Source organism: Kitasatospora sp. NPDC088134, assembly GCF_044741705.1.
Classification (GTDB): Bacteria; Actinomycetota; Actinomycetes; order Streptomycetales; family Streptomycetaceae; genus Kitasatospora.
Genome location: NZ_JBIUTD010000006.1, coordinates 168104 through 184906, shown reverse-complemented (window position 1 = coordinate 184906; position 16803 = coordinate 168104). Strand labels below are relative to the sequence as shown.

The following is a 16803-nucleotide window of genomic DNA, read 5'->3' as shown; positions in this document are numbered from 1 at the left end:
TCGTTCAGTCCTCACAGCTGGGGGCTCTGCCGCCGGGAAGTCTTTCATGCCGGGCCGGTCAGGACCCGGTGCGCCCCTCCTTGCACAGGTGGTCCAGCAGGTTCGCGGTGGCCCGCTGGATGCGCTCGTCGGTGTGCCCGGGCCGGTCCAGCGCGGGCGACCAGGCGAACGTCCCGGCGGCGAACACGTACGCCCCGCTGGGCGCCCGGTACAGCGAGGTCTCCTGGTGGGTGAGCCGCCCGGCGGCGTCCCGGTACGGGGAGTGCGCGAGCAGTGTCCGCTCCCGGTACGCGGGCAGCGCGACCTTCGGGTAGTAGCGGTCGGCCTCGCCGGCCACCAGCCCGGGCAGCTCCTCGCCCTCGGCCAGGCCGGTGCCCTGCCAGAGCCAGTGCCCGGTGTTGCGGGCCACCAGCGGCACCGGCGCGGGCACGCTGCCCGCGTACTGGACGCCCAGCAGGTGCTGCTCGGGCTCCCCGGCGTCCCGCCACAGCGCGGAGGCCGCGCCGGGCACCCCGGCCGCCGGGTGGTCGGCGGCCAGCCGCTGCCGCTTGCGGCAGTTCAGCAGCCGGTACGGCTCGCCGTTCGGCCCCGGCGACAGCTCGACCCGCCAGTACACGCTGTTCGCGGAGAGGAACACCAGCGAGGTGCCGCCGTCCCGGGCCCGCTCGGCGGCCCGGCGCATCGGCTCCGACCAGTACTCGTCGTGCCCGGGGAAGACCAGCGCCTTGTACCGGGACGGGTCGACCAGCCCGGCGTGCAGGTCGGTGGCGGTGGCGTAGCCCAGGTCGTAGCCGTAGCGCTCGGCCCACCGGATGAAGTCGTAGGCGTGCCCGACGTGCAGCGGCAGCCCGGCCCCGGCGTGCGGCCGGTCGAAGGAGACGGTGACCGCCGCCTCCGCCTCGCCGACCAGTCGGCCCGCGTCGTCCCAGGCGTGGTAGAGGCTGGCCCCGAGGTGCCCGTCCTCGGGGAACAGGTTGTACGCCTGCCAGGTCACGTCGGGCAGCACCAGCAGCAGGTCGGCCGGGGCGAAGTCCCGCACGGTGAACGGGATGTGGCTGCGGTGCCCGGCGTCGGCGGTGGTCAGCACGGCGACGTACGCGCCGGGGCGCCAGTCGGCCGGGACCTGCAACCGCCAGGACTGCCACCAGTGGTGGCAGGAGACCGTCCGGTCGGCGACCATCGGCGCGGGCTGGGCCAGGCCGGCGATCAGCGGGCTGGAGGCGACCTGCCGGGCCCCGTCGCCGCCGTCGTGGCCGATCCGGTAGACGTCGACCTGGAACTCCTGCGGCGGGTTCACGGTGACCCGGAAGTCCACCGCGCCGCCGGGCCGGGCCACGCAGGCCGAGGCGAAGCCCTTGATCTGCCGGCGGACGTCGTCCGCGTTGCGCGGGCCGCTGACCGCGGGCCGCGGCGGCCGGGCCGGGCCGTCGATCGGCCGCTGCCCCGGGGCGTCCACGCTGACGTACCAGGGCACCGCGCCCTCGCCGTCGGCCAGGTAGTGGTCGGGGCTGCGCAGCCAGGGCAGCGGGCCCTGCCCGAACGGGTCGGAGACCCCGTGCGCCAGCGTGCCGGACTCCCACCGGCGGTTGGACTCCGTCCCCACACGCCCTCCCCACCCTTCGCCCATCCACCGAGGGTTTGGCATTTGCCATGCGGATGTGCGTGTCGTCCAGCACACCACAGTTTGCTGGCGGAGCGTCACCCCACCGTAGCAATTGGTACCGGCCGCGCCCGGCCCCCGGCTCAGCCCGAGAGGCGCACCGGGCGCTCCAGCCGCACCCCGGCCCGCTCCAGCCAGGACAGCAACGGGCCGTCCTGCCCGTCCTCCACCGCGAGGGCCACCGCCGGGGCGAGTTCGGCCCGCGGCGCCGCCGCGGACAGCAGCACCGGGCCGTCCAGCCAGTCCAGGCCGGGGGTGGCGGTGCCGGCGTCCACGGCGGCGCAGCAGACGGTGGCGACCAGGTGCTCGACCAGCAGGTCGCGGCCGCTGCGCACGGGGGGCAGCGGGGGCGCGACCCGGGCCCCGCGCGCCACCTGGCCGGCCAGGGCGGCGGCCAGCGTCTCGGCCTCGCCGGCCGCGAGCCGGGCCAGCACCTGGTCCAGGGCCGGGCCGGTGTGCTTCCGGTCGCCGCCGAGCGCGGCCTGCAGGGCGGCGGCCTGCGCCCGCCAGCCGTGGTCGACCACCTCGCGCGGGTAGTCCGCCCAGGCGAGCGGCCGCCAGCCCCCGGCGGGCTCCTCGTGCAGCAGCCCGGCGGCCAGCCGGGAGACCCGGGCGTCCACCGCGCCGGGCTCCTCCAGCAGGTCGCAGGCGGGTCGGTCGCCGAGCCGGTTGCCGTAGCCGTCGGCGGCCAGCCGGTCGCGGCGGGAGAGCTCGGTGAGCGCGGAGACCACGCCGGCGTTCAGGTGCTCGGGGTGCCGGCCGAGCCGCCAGGCGGGCAGCGCGACCCGGGTGAGCAGCCGGTCCCAGCCCGCGTAGGCCAGGCCGACCTGTTCCTGGGCGGCGATCCGCAGCCCGGGGTCGACGGCCCTGGCCAGTTCGGAGGACCGGGCCGCGGCGGCCTGCTCCAGCTCGGCGGAGTGCTCGCGGCAGGCGCCGAGCAGCCGGCGGTCGACCAGGGCGACCGGGCCGCGGCGGTGCTCGCCGAGCGCGGCGTCCAGGGTGCGCAGCCAGCGGCGGGCGGCGGCGATGTCCGGGTCGGCGGCGGCCGCGGTGCCGGCCACCACCGGGGCGAGCAGGGCGCGCAGTTCGCCGGCCCGCATCCACCACAGGAAGGGGGAACCGATCACCAGCACCGGGGCGGACGGCCGGCGGGCGGCCGCGTGCGGCTCCTCCAGCCAGCTGTCGCAGTCGGGGGTGAGCGCGATGGCGGCGGGCGCGGGCACGTCCAGCCGGTCGGCCAACTCCTCGATCAGGCGGTACAGCTCGGGGGCGTCGGACCGCTCCAGCGGCACCGCCGGGGTGACCGGCGGGACGGCCCGCCGGTGCGCCCGGGCCACCAGGGCGGCCAGCAGCAGGGTCAGCGCGGCGACCGCGCCGACCGCCCAGCGGATGCCGTCCCACAGGGCGGCGTCCGGCGCCCCCGGGGCGCCTATGCGTCCGGTGAACCGCCCGGCGAACAGCACCGCCGCGCAGGCGGCGGGCAGCGCGGCGGCGGCCACGGCCCGTCCGCGCAGTCGCAGGACGGCCCGGGCCCGGGCGCGTGCGGTGTCCACTGCAGCCATCGCCGCGGCACCCCCTTCGCAGCCGACTCGACTCGATCAATTCCGGTACGGGAAGCGGCGGATGCCGAACCCGGTGGTACGACTCGCGTGGCGCTCTCCTGCCCAGTTTCGACGCCTCGGTGCGGGCGGACGTTCCGGAACCTCCGGGATTCCACCCGTCCTGGTGACACTGCGGCGGAGCGCCGACGCTCCCAGCATCGCCCCGGCGCACTCCGGCGACGAGCCGCGTCCGCGACGGAGCCCCCGCCCCTGCGCGATGCAGCGCACCCTACGGCGCGCGCCCGCGCCCCGTCAGCAGGATGACCGGTGGATCACCCGAAGGACTGGTTTTCCTCCCCCGCCGCTGACGGCGTCGGCCTCGGGAAAAGCCGCGGGGCGCTGCGTCCGGACGGGTCGGTCCGGACGCAGCGCCCCGGGTGGGAGCCGCTCGCGCTCTGCTACCGGCTGCTACTGGGCGGCCTTCAGCGCGATGTCGGTGCGGTGCTGGGCGCCCTTGAAGGAGATCCGCGCGACGCCCGCGTACGCCTTGGCCCGGGCCTCGGCGAGGTCGGCGCCGGTGGCGGTGACGGACAGCACCCGGCCGCCCGCGGTCAGCACCTCGCCGTCGCCGCCGGCCCGGGTGCCCGCGTGCAGCACGAAGGCGGTGCCGTCGGCCTCCGCCGCGTCCAGGCCCTCGATCGGGTCACCGGTGCGCGGGTCGGCCGGGTAGCCCTCGGAGGCCAGCACCACGGTGACCGCGGCCTCCTCGGACCAGCGCAGCGGCTCCAGTTCGCCGAGCGTGCCGTTGGCGGCGGCCAGCAGGACGCCCGCCAGCGGGGTGCGCAGCCGGGCCAGCACGACCTGGGTCTCCGGGTCGCCGAACCGGGCGTTGAACTCGATCACCCGGGTGCCGCGCGAGGTCAGCGCGAGGCCCGCGTACAGCAGGCCGGAGAACGGGGTGCCGCGGCGGCGCAGCTCGTCGACGGTGGGCTGCAGGACGGTCTCCAGCACCTCCTCGACCAGGCCCTCCGGGGCCCACGGCAGCGGGGTGTAGGCCCCCATGCCGCCGGTGTTCGGCCCCAGGTCGCCGTCCAGGGCGCGCTTGAAGTCCTGCGCGGGGACCAGCGGGAGCACCGTGGTGCCGTCGGTGATCGCGAACAGCGAGACCTCGGGTCCGTCCAGGTACTCCTCGATGACCACCCGGTCGCAGGCCGCGGCGTGCGCCAGCGCGGCGGCGCGGTCCTCGGTGACCACGACGCCCTTGCCGGCCGCCAGGCCGTCGTCCTTCACCACGTAGGGGGCGCCGAAGGCGTCCAGCGCCTCGGCGGCCTCGGCGGCGGTGGTGCAGACGTAGGAGCGCGCGGTGGGGACGCCGGCGCCGGCCATCACGTCCTTGGCGAAGGCCTTGGAGCCCTCCAGCTGGGCGGCCTCCTTGCCGGGGCCGAACACCGGGATGCCGGCCGCCCGGAGCGGCTCGGCGACGCCGGCCACCAGCGGGGCCTCCGGGCCGATCACCACCAGGTCGGCGCCGAGCTCGACGGCCAGCGCGGTGACCGCGGCGCCGTCCAGCTGGTCGACCGGGTGCAGCGTGGCGAGGCGCGCGATGCCGGCGTTGCCCGGCGCGCAGTGCAGCTCGCCGACGGCGGGGTCTTGGGACAGTGAGCGGCACAGGGCGTGTTCGCGGGCGCCGGTTCCGATGACGAGGACCTTCACGCCTGCCAAGCCTAGTCGGTGGCCGGTTCCGGCCCGTCGGCGGCTCGGTCGCGGGCCCCGGGACCCGGTCCGGCTCCGACCCCGCGGTCCGGCGGACGACGAGCACCACCCGGGAGAGTGACCTCGAACGGCCGTACCGTCAGGGCGACACCCCCCGTTCACCCCGCCCGGACGGGTGAAATCCGGCCACCCGCCGCAACCCTCCGACCTCGGCTTCCGGAGCCGGAATCAGATAACGATCACTGCGGAAGCGCCCCCACGGTCAGCCATTTGGCGGTAAGAAGTGCTGTTGGACGAGGACCCGGCCGCACACCGGGCACGGCCTCCCGGACGGCTCCGACCCGCACCGGGCGCCCCGGGTCCGCGCACCACGCACCGTCAGTTCCACCAGTTTCCACCGTTCCACGCAGGAGGGCCCGGTTCCCCGGAGCCGGTACGGGCCCGCCCGCCGGTCCCGGCACCCCGCCGGGCCCCCGCAGTCACCCCGCCACAGGGAGCGCCACAGGTGAGCCAGCCGGAAATGCAGCCCGAGGAGAGCCCCTGGGGCAAAGAGGTCGCCGACGACGACCAGCCCGTCCCGGGTTCCGGCGGGCGGACCCCCACCCGCCGCCGGACCGACCTGAGTGCCCGTCAGTTCCCGCTCGGCGACTGGGGCGAGCCCGCCGAGCGGCTGGAGGAGCTCTACCGCTGGTCGGAGGAGCGCGCCGTCGAGGCGATCGACTGGTACCGCCGGGACCGGGTCTGGAAGCGCCGCTGGGCCCGCCTGCTGCGGTTCTCCTCCGGCGTGTTCGCGCTCGGCGGCGTCGGCGCGCCGCTGGTCTCGCCGACCGGCGTGCTGCCGCACGCCCTGGAGTGGGGCTACACCGGCCTGGCGCTGGCCGCCGCCGCGCTGTTCGCCGACCGGGCCTTCGGCCTGACCTCCGGCTGGATGCGGGACGTCTCCACCGCGCAGGCGCTGCAGCGCCGGCTGGAGGCCTTCCAGTTCGACTGGGCCTCGGAGTGCGTCCGCGAGGTGCTCGGCCCGACCGAGGGCACTGCGGGCGAGGCCGCCGAGCGCTGCCTCGGCGTGCTGCGGCGCTTCTGCGAGGACGTCTCGGACATGGTCCGCTCCGAGACCTCGGAGTGGATGCTGGAGTTCCGGGCCGGCATGAGCCAGCTGCCCACCCAGGCGCCGGGCGCCTGGGGCGGCCGCAACGAGGGCGGGGCGGGCGCCCAGGTCCGGGTGCTGCCGCCGCCCGGCACCCGGCCCACCATGCCGCGGCAGCGGCCCCCGGAGGGCCCGCTGCGCTGAGCGCGCGGCCGGGTGGTCCGGGGCCGGGTGGTCCGCGGCCGGGTGGTCCGCGGCCGGGCCGGTCAGGCGAAGACGATCATCGAGCCCTGGGTGACGCTGCGGGTGGCGGCCGAGTAGAGGCCGGACCAGGCGTGGCGCTCCCGGGCGTAGGGGTGGAAGTCGTCGATCGGGGGGCCGAAGGGCTGTTCCAGCTGGGTGGGGCCCAGCGGCCGGGTGGGGAGCGGGGGGTTGACCGGGTCGATGCCCAACAGCGGTGCCACCGCCTGGAGTTCACGAACCAGTCCGTACGAGGAGCCCAACGGCCCTCCGGCGGCCAGTAGTTCGTCGGCGACCAGCGGCAGCGCGAAGTCCACCGGGACATAGGCCCCGGCGTGGTCGAAGTGCCAGACCAGGTGCGACTGTTCGGCCGTGGACTCGAACATCTCCAGCAGTTGCTCGTAGTCGCTGCCGAGCGCGTCCACCGGCGTCACCTCGAAGCCGGTGAGGCCCAACAGGTAGGCGCGGCGCAGGAAGTGGAGCGAGTCGTAGTCGAAGGCGGCTATCGTCTCGACCTCCCCGGAGAATCCCGGCACGTACGGATGGACCGGGACGGGCGGCAGCCCGTGCTGGGCGAGCACCGCGTTGTAGCGGTCCAGGTCCTCGCGGAAGGGGTTCTCGGGACTGTGGGCGAGCACGTCCACGAGCGGGACGAGCCAGAGGTCGCAGGCCATGGGCCGGCTCGTCCTCTCGGGTCGGCGGGCAACGGGCCCCAACCCTACCGGCCCGCGGCGGGCTCCCCGCTCCCCGGTCGGGAGGGCCGGGCGAACCGCCCGGGCGGGACGAACCTGGGCATCGGGACCCGGCCCGGACCGACCCCGGCGGGCGGCACCGCGGCGGGCGCGGCCCCGTCCGCGACGGCGGCGGGAACGGGGTCGGGGGCGACGGCGACCGCGGGGGCGGCCGGGGGCAGCGGGTCGCGCAGCAGCCGCAGCACGGCGACCCCGTCGAGGGGCTCGCCGAGCAGCCCGGCGAGCAGTTCGACGGTGAACAGGTTGTAGTCGTTGACGATCCGGTGCGCGCCGACCCGGTCCCGGGCCTCGATCCGGTCGACCAGCTCGCCGTGCCGGTCCCAGCAGAGGCCGGCCAGCTCGCCGCCGCGCAGGTGCGGGGCGGCGAACATCCAGGACTGCACCCGCAGCCACCCCAGGTAGTCGGCGATCCGGTCGTTGCAGAGCAGCGCGGCCGCCTCCTGCCAGAACCGCAGGTCGCAGCCGACCAGCACGTCGAGCTGCCCGGCCCGGGCGGCCCGGGCGGCGGCGTCGGCCCGGCGGCGCAGCGAGGCCAGCCGGGACCAGTCGTAGCGCTCCACCCGGGCGCCGAGGTGGCGCAGCGCGTTGTCGGTGAGCAGGGTGCGGGCCTCGAAGATCTCCAGGAAGTCCGGCCAGCCGAACTCGGGCACGGTGAAGCCCCGGTGCGGTTCGCTGACCAGCAGGCCCTGCGCGGCGAGGTCGACCAGCGCCTCCCGGGCGGGGGTGGCGGAGACGCCGTAGACCTCGGCGATCTCCTTGACGGTGAAGTTGCGGCCGGCCGGCAGCCGGCCGGCCATCATCTCGTCCCGCAGGGCGTCGGCGATCTGCTCGCGGAGGCTGTTGCGCCGGATCTGGGCGCGCCCGCCCCCGGCTCCCGCAGCGGTCATGGCCGCGTCCCCTCTCCGGACCGGACCGCGACCCGGCGCCCCAGCACACAAAACGCGCACAGACTACCTCGGAATGGTCAATCCGGGCCAAGGTCCACCGAGTTGCGCGCAGGCGGTCCGAGCGGGGCGGTTCAGCGCTGGACGGGGGCCGGGATGCCGAGCAGGCGGTCCCGGTGCACCGGGAACTCGGCCCGGCACTTCGCCACCTCGGCGGGGTCGAACTCGACGGCGAGCACCTGCTCGTCCGGCCCGGCCTCGGCCAGCACCCGGCCCCAGGGGTCGACCACCAGGCTGCGGCCGGCCTGCTCGACGCCGCCGTGGGTGCCGGCGGTGTTGCAGGCCAGCACGTACGCCTGCTCCTCGACGGCCCGGGCCCGGGCCAGCAGGTTCCAGTGCTCGGCCCGCCGGGCGGGCCAGGCGGCCGGGACCACCAGCAGTTCGGCACCGGCGTCCAGCAGGGCCCGGAACAGCTCGGGGAAGCGCAGGTCGTAGCAGGTGGCCAGGCCGAGCGCGGCGAAACCGGCGTCGGCGGTGACGATCTCCTGGCCGGCGCCCATCGCCACCGCCTCGCCGCTGTCGAAGCCGAAGCGGTGGATCTTGCGGTAGGTGGCGGCCAGCCCGCCGTCGGGGGCGAACAGCAGCGAGGTGTTGTAGATCGGCCCGTCGGGGTCGCGCTCGACGATCGAACCGGCGTGCAGCCAGCAGCCGACGGCCTTCGCGGCGGCCGACATCGCCTCGGCGGTGGGTCCGTCCAGCGGTTCGGCGCCGGTCGCCCAGGCGTCGTACGCGAAGCCGCCGACCGCCCACAGCTCGGGCAGCACCACCAGGTCGGCGCCGTCCTGGGCGCGGACCAGCGCCGCCGCCCGGGCCCGCCGCTCGGCGACCGGTTCGGCGTCCGAGACCGCGAGTTGGATCAATGAAGCGCGCACAGTACCACCGTCCACGACAAGAGGCCTACGATCGTCACCCGAAAGCGCTGCCCCGCTCTCTCCGGGCAGCGTAACGTGCCCTATGCGCGTCCGTGCGGAGGTCTCGACAGCCCGGGCGACGTGGGACGACGCAAGCCGACGGAGGGCCGGAGATACCCGTGACGGACAATCAGACCGTGCAGGCGTACACCGACGCGTGGACGCACTCGATCGAGTCGATATCCGAGCTGCTCGCCCCGCTCCCGACCGACTCCTGGAACCGGGCCACCGAGTGCCCCGGCTGGTCCGTCCGGGACGTGGTGTCGCACGTGATCGGCGTGGAGTCCGAGCTGCTGGGCGACCCGCGGCCGATCCACGCGCTGCCGCGCGACCTGCGGCACGTCACGAACGAGTTCACCCGGTACATGGAGCTGCCGGTCGACAAGCGCCGCTGCTGGACGCCGGTGGAGATCACCAGCGAGCTGGAGTACACCGTCATCCGCCGCTCCCGGGCGCTGCGCAACGCCCGGCAGCAGCCGGAGGACCTGGTCCGCTGGCCGGCCGGCCCGCTGGCCCGGGACGTCCCGTACGCGACGCTGCTGCGGCTGCGGGCCTTCGACGTGTGGGTGCACGAGCAGGACCTGCGGCGGGCGCTGCAGCTGCCGGGCAACCTGGACTCCCCGGCGGCCGTCGTCACCCGGGACCTGCTGATCTCCTCGCTGCCGAAGCAGGTCGCCAAGGAGGCGGGCGCGCCGATCGGCTCGACGGTGGTCTTCCACGTCACGGGCGCGCTGCCGTTCCGGCGCACCGTCACGGTCGGCCCGGACGGCCGCGGCACCGTCGACGAGTCGGTGGTGCTGGGCCCGGACGTGCAGCTGTCGATGGACTGGCAGACCTTCGTCCGGCTGTGCTGCGGCCGGGTCCGCCCGGAGGCGGCGGCGGTCGAGGTGGTCGGCGACCGGGAGCTCGGCGCCCGGGTGCTCGCCCACCTGGTGAGCACCCCCTGACGGCCGCTCAGCGGGCGGCGGGCAGCTTCCGCCGCAGCCGGAGGATCATCGTGGTGCCGAGCAGCAGCGGCAGCAGCTGGAAGCAGAACGCCAGCCGGTAGTCGGAGGTGCGGTAGCCGTCCGCGCCCGGGGCGGCCAGCGCGTCCAGCAGCACGCCGATGCCGAGCAGCGTGACCATGGCGGCCAGGAAGCCGCCCATGTTGGCGATGCCGGTGGCGGTGCCCAGCCGCTCCACGGGGTTGTGGGCACGGGCGTAGTCCAGGCCGATCAGCGAGGCCGGGCCGTTGCTGCCCATCACCAGCACCAGCACCACCAGCAGCCACAGCGGGGGGCGGCCGCCCGGCCAGGCCAGGGCAGCGGTCCAGCAGAGCGCGGTGGCGGCGAGCACCGTGAAGGTGATCGGCAGCCGGGAGCCGGCCGAGCGCGAGAGCAGCCGGCCGAACAGCAGGCCGAAGGCCATGCCGCTGAGCACCAGCAGGCTGAGCAGGCCGCTCGCGCCGGCCCGGCTCATGCCCTGGCCCTCGACCAGGTAGGGCAGGCCCCAGAGCAGGCCGAACGCGGCCGCCGGGAAGGCCGTGGTGAAGTGCACCCACAGGCCGAGCCGGGTGCCGGGCTCGGCCCAGGCGGCCCGGATCTGCCGCCCGACCGGCAGCCGGTCGCCCGCCCGCCGGACCGGGGCGGGCGCGCCCGGCGGGGCCTCCTTCAGCAGGGCGAACACCGCGGCGAAGACCACCGCACCGGTCAGCGCGATCACGCCGAAGGTGGTGCTCCACCCGGCGGCGTGCAGGGCCTGGGCGAGCACCACGGTGGTGACCAGGTTGCCGCCGGTGCCGACCAGTCCGGTGAGCTGGGCGACGAACGGGTTGCGGGCGGCCGGGAACCAGCGGGCGGCGACCCGGAGCACGCTGATGAAGGTCATCGCGTCGCCGCAGCCGAGCACCGCCCGGGAGGCCAGCGCGGGCCCGAACGCGGTGGCGAAGGCGAACGCCAGCTGCCCGGCGCTCATCAGCGCCACGCCCAGCAGCAGCACCCGGCGCGGGCCGATCCGGTCCACCAGCAGGCCGACCGGGATCTGCATCCCGGCGTACACCAGCACCTGGAGGATGGAGAAGGTGGAGAGGGCGGAGGCGCCGATGCCGAACCGGGCGGCGGCGTCCAGGCCGGCCACGCCGAGGCTGGTGCGGTGCACCACGGCGAGGGCGTAGACGGTGACGCCGACCGACCAGGCGAACCAGGCGGCCCGGCCGCCGGGCGGCCGGAGAGCGGCGGGGCCGGGAGCCGGTTCGGGCGCGGCGGCGGGGCGGCGGGGAGCGGACAGGGACGGTGCGGTGGGGGCGGGGTCCACGCTCATAGTGGAACCAGGCTAGTCATCCCATCACCTGATCTTTCCGCCGGGGCCCGGACCGGGGCCGCCGGGGGGCCGGTTTCAGCCGCCGAGCGTCCAGCTCACCGCCCGGGTCATGTAGCGGTCGCGGAACGCCTCGTCGCGCACCCAGTCGGTGGTGTCCCGGACGGTCGCGGTGACGGTGTGCCGGTGGCCGGCCGACAGCGCGAGCGCCCCGGTGTCCAGCCAGGTGCCGTCCGCGCTGGCCGCCTCCACCGGCTTCCCGTCCACCGTCCAGCTGATCAGCAGCTGCCGCGGGCCGGTCAGCGCCAGCGGCCGGACGTGCAGCTTCGGCCGGCCGGAGAGCTGGCCGGGGGCCGGCTCGGGCGCGTCGGCGGGCTGCACCCGGCGGTACAGCTGCTCGACGATCGCCTCCCGGGAGGGCAGGTTGTAGCTGCCGCCGAGGGTCCGCATCACCGAGTCCGAGGTCGGCCGGTACAGGCCGTTGGCGCTGCGGTAGGCCCCGACCGGACCGCCGCCGTCCGGCGACTGGGCGCCCAGCCAGCGCCACCACTTGGTCCGGCCGCGCTTCATCTCCTCCGCGTCCACCGCGGACAGGTTGGGGTAGTCCGGGTCGTTCGGCGCGCTGTCGTACTCGTCGCCGAGGGTGCCCAGGGTGTGGCCGATCTCGTGCTGGATGATCCGTCCGGCGTCCGGGCTGCCGCCGGCCAGCGTGGTCACCCCGGTGCCGCCGGCCCCGCCGTACTCGGTGGAGTTGGCCAGCGCGATCAGGTACTGCGGCCCCTCGCCCTGCCCGGCCAGCCGGGCGGTGGCGGTCTCGTCCGCGCACAGCAGCCGGGCGGTGCCCTCGCACCAGAAGTGCATGCCCAGCGGGGTGACGGTGGACTTCCCGCCGTTCTCGCTCTCCGCGATGCCCGCTACCGGGGAGACCACGTCCACCCGCCGTATGTTGAAGAACCCCTGGTAGGTGCGGAACGGCTCGATCTCCAGCAGCGCCCGCCAGGCCCGGTCCGCCTGGTCGTGGAAGAGCTGCTGCTGGTCGGCGGTGTAGCCGTCGCCGAGCAGCACCAGGGTGATCCGGTTGCCGGGGTCGCCGGTCAGCCGCAGGTCGACGGCCGGGGCGCCGGGGGCCCGCAGGTCGGCCCGGGCCGGCGGGGCGGGGCGGTCCGGGCCCGGCGGCGGCCCTATCGCGGTGGAGGGCGCGGGCGAGGCCAGCTCCACCACCGCGGGCAGCACGGCGGCGGCGACCAGGATCAGGGCGGCCGCGGACCGCATCAGGGGGCCGGGAGCACCGGTCGGCATACGGGGAGTCCTCGCTGCGACGGTCACCCGGCCTGACTGCGCGGGTGCTTCGGTCGCACACACGTACCCATCCCCCGGCCCGGCCCAGGCCGGGCCGGGGCGAAACTCCCTCGGGCGGCCCAATGCCGCGGCCGCCCCGGCGGCCCCGATCGCCCTGCCCGATCGCCCCGGCGGAACACCCCGGCGGACATTCGCCGGAATTCCCAATTCCGAATTCCGGCAATGCCGTTGGGCCGACAACCGGCCGCCCCGCCGGGGATATCCTGCGGACGGGGGGACCACTGGGGGAAAGGGAATCGGAATGGAGATCGATCAGGACGCCGACCTGCGCGGAGCGTTCGGCCGGGCCCTGCGGGAGCACCGCCGGCACGCCCGGCTGACGCAGGAGGAACTCGCGGTCAAGGCCGGCCTGGGCATTCGTACGCTGTCCGACCTGGAGCGCGGCGTGGCCGGCCCGCGCCCGGCCACCGCGGAGCTGCTGTGCACCGCCCTCGGGCTGGAGCGGCCGGCCGCCGAGGACTTCCACGCGCTGGCCCGGGCCAGCTGGCAGACCGCCCGCAGCGGGGCGCCGCGTCCGGGCCGCTAGCCGCCCGGAAAGCGGCCGGACGTGCGTGGGCCCCGCTCCGCCGGGGCGGAGCGGGGCCCACGGGGGCGGATCAGCCCCAGGTGATCAGGCGCTTCGGGTACTCCAGGATCGCGGCGGTGTCCGCCAGCACCTTCGAGCCCAGCTCGCCGTCGACCAGCCGGTGGTCGAAGGACAGCGCCAGCGTGGTGACCTGGCGGGGCACCACCTTGCCCTTGTGCACCCAGGGCAGCTCCCGTACCGCGCCGAAGGCCAGGATGGCGGCCTCGCCGGGGTTGAGGATCGGGGTGCCGGTGTCGACGCCGAACACGCCGACGTTGGTGATGGTGATGCTGCCGCCGGACATGTCCGCCGGAGCGGTCTTGCCCTGCCGCGCGGTCTCCACCAACTCGCCCAGGGCGATCGCCAGTTGGGCAAGGGTGCGGGAGCCGGCATCCTTGATGTTCGGGACGATCAGGCCGCGCGGGGTGGCCGCGGCGATGCCGAGGTTGACCGCGCCCCGCAGGACGATCTCCTGGGCCGCCTCGTCCCAGGAGGCGTTGATCTCCGGGTGCCGCTTGACGGCGGTGAGCAGCGCCTTGGCGACCAGCAGCAGCGGGCTGACCCGCACCCCCGCGCCGAGTTCGCCGGTCTCCTTGAGCTTGCGCACCAGCTTCATCGTGCGGGTCACGTCGACCTGCACGAACTCGGTGACGTGCGGCGCGGTGAACGCCGAGGCCACCATGGCCTGCGCGGTGGCCTTCCGGACGCCCTTGACCGGCACCCGGACGTCGCCCGCCGCGGTCGGCACCGGCAGCGCGGGCACCGCCTCGACGGCCGGGGCCGCCGCGGGGGCCGCCACCGGCTCGACGGCCGCACCGGCGGCCGTGGCGGCCGCGGCGTGCACGTCCTCGCGGGTGATCACGCCGTTCGGGCCGGTCGGCAGCACGCTGCGCAGGTCGATCCCGAGGTCCTTGGCGAGCTTGCGCACCGGCGGCTTGGCCAGCGGGCGCTCCCCCTCCGCCACCGTCGGCACCGGCGGCGCGACCGGCACGACGGGCGCGGCGACCGGGGCGGGCGCGGCGGCGGCCGCCCCGTTGGTGCGCCGGGCCCGGCGCTGCGCCGTACCGGTGCGCGGCCCGTAGCCGACCAGCACCTCGCGGCGCTCCGGCTCCGCCTCGGCGGGCGCGGCCGCGGCGGCGGGTGCCGCCGGAGCGGCCGCCGGGGCGGGCGCGGCACCGGCGACGGCCACCGCGATGATCGAGGTGCCGACGTCGACGGTGGTGCCCGCCGGGAAGTGCAGCGCCTCGACCACGCCGGTGAACGGGATGGGCAGTTCGACGGCGGCCTTGGCGGTCTCGACCTCGCACACCACCTGCCCGTCGGTGACGGTGTCGCCCGGCTTGACGTACCAGGTGAGGATCTCGGCCTCGGTCAGGCCCTCGCCCACGTCGGGCATCTTGAACTCGCGGAGCGAGCGAACGTCAGTGGTCATCTTCGCTCCCCCGTTCAGAACGCGAGCGCGCGGTCGACGGCGTCGAGCACGCGGTCCAGGTCGGGGAGGTAGGTCTCCTCGACGCGCGACGGCGGGTAGGGGGCGTGGTAGCCGCCGACCCGCAGGATCGGGGCCTCCAGGTGGTAGAAGCAGCGCTCGGTGAGCCGGGCGGCGAGCTCCGCGCCGAGGCCCAGGAAGACCGGGGCCTCGTGCACCACGATGCCGCGGCCGGTGCGCTTGACGGACTCCTCCACGGTGGCGAAGTCGATCGGCGACAGCGAGCGCAGGTCGACCACCTCCAGCCGGCGGCCGTCCTCCTCGGCGGCCTGCGCGGCCTCCTGGCAGACCTTCACCATCGGGCCGTAGGCGATCAGGGTGGCGTCGGTGCCGGGCCGGACGACGCGCGCCGAGTGCAGCGGCAGCATCGGGTCCTCGCCGACCTCGCCCTTGTCCCAGTAGCGGCGCTTGGGCTCCAGGAAGACCACCGGGTCGTCCGACTCGATGGCCTGGCGCAGCATCCAGTGCGCGTCGTGCGCGTTGGACGGGCTGACCACCCGCAGGCCCGCGGTGTGCGCGAAGTACGCCTCGTGCGACTCGCTGTGGTGCTCGACCGCGCCGATGCCGCCGCCGAACGGGATGCGCACGGTGATCGGCATCTTGACGTGGCCGAGCGCGCGGGCGTGCATCTTGGCGAGCTGGGAGACGATCTGGTCGAAGGCCGGGTAGACGAAGCCGTCGAACTGGATCTCCACCACCGGGCGGTAGCCGCGCAGGGCGAGGCCGATCGCGGTGCCGACGATGCCGGACTCGGCGAGCGGGGTGTCGATCACCCGGTCGTCGCCGAAGTCCTTCTGCAGGCCGTCGGTGATCCGGAAGACGCCGCCGAGCTTGCCGATGTCCTCGCCCATCAGGACGGTCTTCGGGTCGTTCTCCAACGACTTGCGCAGGGCCTCGTTGAGGGCCTTGGCGATGCTGAGCTGACCGGCCATCAGTGGTGCTCCCCACCCTCGAAGGAGGCGGCGTACGCCTCGTACTCGGCGCGTTCCTCGTCGACCAGCGGGTGCGGCTCGCTGTAGGCGTGCTCGAAGATCAGCGTCGGGTCCGGGTCGGGCATCGAGCGGACGCCCTCCCGCACGCGCAGGCCCAGCTTCTCGCTCTCGGCCTCGACCTCGGCGAAGAACGCCTCGTCGGCCAGGCCCTCGGCCTCCAGGTGGGCCTTCAGCCGCAGGATCGGGTCCTTGGCCTTCCAGGCCTCGGTCTCCTCGGACTGCCGGTAGCGGGTCGGGTCGTCGGAGGTGGTGTGCGCGCCCATCCGGTAGGTGAACGCCTCGACCAGGACCGGGCCCTGGCCGGTGCGGGCGTGGTCGAGCGCCCAGCGGGTGACCGCGAGGACGGCGAGCACGTCGTTGCCGTCGACCCGGACGCCGGGGAAGCCGAAGCCGGAGGCCCGGCGGTACAGCGGGATGCGGGTCTGCACGGTGGTGGGCTCGGAGATCGCCCACTGGTTGTTCTGGCAGAAGAACACCACGGGCGAGTTGTAGACCGAGGCGAAGGTGAAGGCCTCGCTGACGTCGCCCTGGCTGGAGGCGCCGTCGCCGAAGTAGGCGATCACCGCGTCGTCCGCGCCGTCCTTGGTGATGCCCATCGCGTAACCGGTGGCGTGCAGGGTCTGCGCGCCGATCACGATGGTGTAGAGGTGGAAGTTCTTCTCGTTCGGGTCCCAGCCGCCGTTGTTCACGCCGCGGAACATGCCGAGCAGGTTCAGCGGGTCGACATCGCGGCACCAGGCCACGCCGTGCTCGCGGTAGGTCGGGAAGGCGTAGTCGCCGGGGCGCATCGCGCGGCCGGAGCCGACCTGGGCCGCCTCCTGGCCCAGCAGCGAGGCCCACAGGCCGAGTTCGCCCTGCCGCTGGAGCGAAGTGGCCTCCGCGTCGAAGCGCCGCACCAGGACCAGGTCGCGGTAGAGCGAGCGGAGCTCCTCCGGCGCGACGGTCAGCGGGAAGTCCGGGTGCTCGACCCGGACGCCCTCCGGGGTGAGCAGTTGGACGAGCTGCGGCTCGGCCGGGTTTGCGGAAGGCTTGTCAGGGACGCCGGGGGCGGCCTTCTTGCGCGCCCTCGCCGTGCTTTTGACGGTCACGTTCACTCCTCGGTCTGTCCGGCCGCCCGGGGTCGCCGGTGGCCGGTCCGGTCGTCCCCCCGGCTCGTGCGCGTGGGTGTGCGCACAGGTGCGGGCGAACGGTGTTCCCTTTCCGACGGCGTCCCTCACGAGAACGTTACCCAGCGCCGCCCTGCAGCGCCCTTGCG

General features: G+C 75.4%; 14 protein-coding genes. 3 read left to right on the top strand and 11 right to left on the bottom strand.

Annotated features, from left to right (window positions below; all coding sequences use genetic code 11):
• Positions 1–58: 58 nt before the first annotated feature.
• The 3 genes from ACIOHG_RS12580 to purD form a co-directional block, all read right to left on the bottom strand.
• The gene (locus ACIOHG_RS12580) at positions 59–1603 is read right to left on the bottom strand and encodes a N,N-dimethylformamidase beta subunit family domain-containing protein (protein WP_400948875.1); all 1545 of its coding nucleotides are present in this window, start codon (positions 1601–1603) and stop codon (positions 59–61) included.
• A 140-nt stretch (positions 1604–1743) separates the two neighbouring features.
• Complete coding sequence (locus ACIOHG_RS12575) at positions 1744–3222, bottom strand: hypothetical protein (protein ID WP_400948873.1); 1479 nt, start codon at positions 3220–3222, stop codon at positions 1744–1746.
• Between the two features lie 447 nt (positions 3223–3669).
• On the bottom strand, positions 3670–4914 hold the full coding sequence (gene purD, locus ACIOHG_RS12570; protein WP_400948872.1) for a phosphoribosylamine--glycine ligase: 1245 nt from the start codon (positions 4912–4914) through the stop codon (positions 3670–3672).
• 505 nt (positions 4915–5419) lie between these two features.
• Here purD and ACIOHG_RS12565 point away from each other — a divergent pair.
• A complete protein-coding gene (locus ACIOHG_RS12565; protein ID WP_400948869.1) occupies positions 5420–6205 on the top strand; it encodes an SLATT domain-containing protein in 786 nt (261 codons plus the stop codon).
• Positions 6206–6267: 62 nt separating this feature from the next.
• Here ACIOHG_RS12565 and ACIOHG_RS12560 read toward each other — a convergent pair whose 3' ends face one another.
• The 3 genes from ACIOHG_RS12560 to ACIOHG_RS12550 all read right to left on the bottom strand — a co-directional run bounded on the left by ACIOHG_RS12560 (position 6268) and on the right by ACIOHG_RS12550 (position 8809).
• Positions 6268–6915, bottom strand: a complete 648-nt coding sequence (locus tag ACIOHG_RS12560; RefSeq protein WP_400948867.1) for a hypothetical protein — start codon at positions 6913–6915, stop codon at positions 6268–6270.
• Between the two features lie 44 nt (positions 6916–6959).
• The gene (locus tag ACIOHG_RS12555; RefSeq protein WP_400948864.1) at positions 6960–7880 is read right to left on the bottom strand and encodes a GntR family transcriptional regulator; all 921 of its coding nucleotides are present in this window, start codon (positions 7878–7880) and stop codon (positions 6960–6962) included.
• 131 nt (positions 7881–8011) lie between these two features.
• The gene (locus tag ACIOHG_RS12550) at positions 8012–8809 is read right to left on the bottom strand and encodes a carbon-nitrogen family hydrolase (protein WP_400948861.1); all 798 of its coding nucleotides are present in this window, start codon (positions 8807–8809) and stop codon (positions 8012–8014) included.
• 158 nt (positions 8810–8967) lie between these two features.
• On the opposite strand from ACIOHG_RS12550, the gene ACIOHG_RS12545 reads away from it, so the two are divergent.
• Positions 8968–9795, top strand: a complete 828-nt coding sequence (locus ACIOHG_RS12545; protein ID WP_400948858.1) for a maleylpyruvate isomerase family mycothiol-dependent enzyme — start codon at positions 8968–8970, stop codon at positions 9793–9795.
• Positions 9796–9802: 7 nt separating this feature from the next.
• Here ACIOHG_RS12545 and ACIOHG_RS12540 read toward each other — a convergent pair whose 3' ends face one another.
• Together ACIOHG_RS12540 and ACIOHG_RS12535 are read right to left on the bottom strand one after the other, a co-directional pair.
• A complete protein-coding gene (locus ACIOHG_RS12540; protein WP_400948855.1) occupies positions 9803–11146 on the bottom strand; it encodes a nitrate/nitrite transporter in 1344 nt (447 codons plus the stop codon).
• 75 nt (positions 11147–11221) lie between these two features.
• Positions 11222–12442, bottom strand: coding sequence for a M64 family metallopeptidase (locus ACIOHG_RS12535; RefSeq protein ID WP_400948853.1), 1221 nt, complete (start codon positions 12440–12442; stop codon positions 11222–11224).
• Positions 12443–12743: 301 nt separating this feature from the next.
• On the opposite strand from ACIOHG_RS12535, the gene ACIOHG_RS12530 reads away from it, so the two are divergent.
• The gene (locus ACIOHG_RS12530) at positions 12744–13028 is read left to right on the top strand and encodes a helix-turn-helix domain-containing protein (protein WP_400948850.1); all 285 of its coding nucleotides are present in this window, start codon (positions 12744–12746) and stop codon (positions 13026–13028) included.
• Between the two features lie 70 nt (positions 13029–13098).
• Here ACIOHG_RS12530 and ACIOHG_RS12525 read toward each other — a convergent pair whose 3' ends face one another.
• From ACIOHG_RS12525 to pdhA, 3 genes are read right to left on the bottom strand one after another with little or no spacing between them, the layout of a single operon-like run.
• Positions 13099–14499, bottom strand: coding sequence for a dihydrolipoamide acetyltransferase family protein (locus ACIOHG_RS12525; protein ID WP_400948847.1), 1401 nt, complete (start codon positions 14497–14499; stop codon positions 13099–13101).
• A gap of 14 nt (positions 14500–14513) precedes the next feature.
• The gene (locus ACIOHG_RS12520) at positions 14514–15488 is read right to left on the bottom strand and encodes an alpha-ketoacid dehydrogenase subunit beta (RefSeq protein ID WP_400948844.1); all 975 of its coding nucleotides are present in this window, start codon (positions 15486–15488) and stop codon (positions 14514–14516) included.
• Positions 15488–16780, bottom strand: a complete 1293-nt coding sequence (gene pdhA / locus ACIOHG_RS12515) for a pyruvate dehydrogenase (acetyl-transferring) E1 component subunit alpha (protein ID WP_400949270.1) — start codon at positions 16778–16780, stop codon at positions 15488–15490. The genes ACIOHG_RS12520 and pdhA overlap by 1 nt, the downstream gene beginning before the upstream one ends.
• Between the last annotated feature and the right edge of the window lie 23 nt (positions 16781–16803).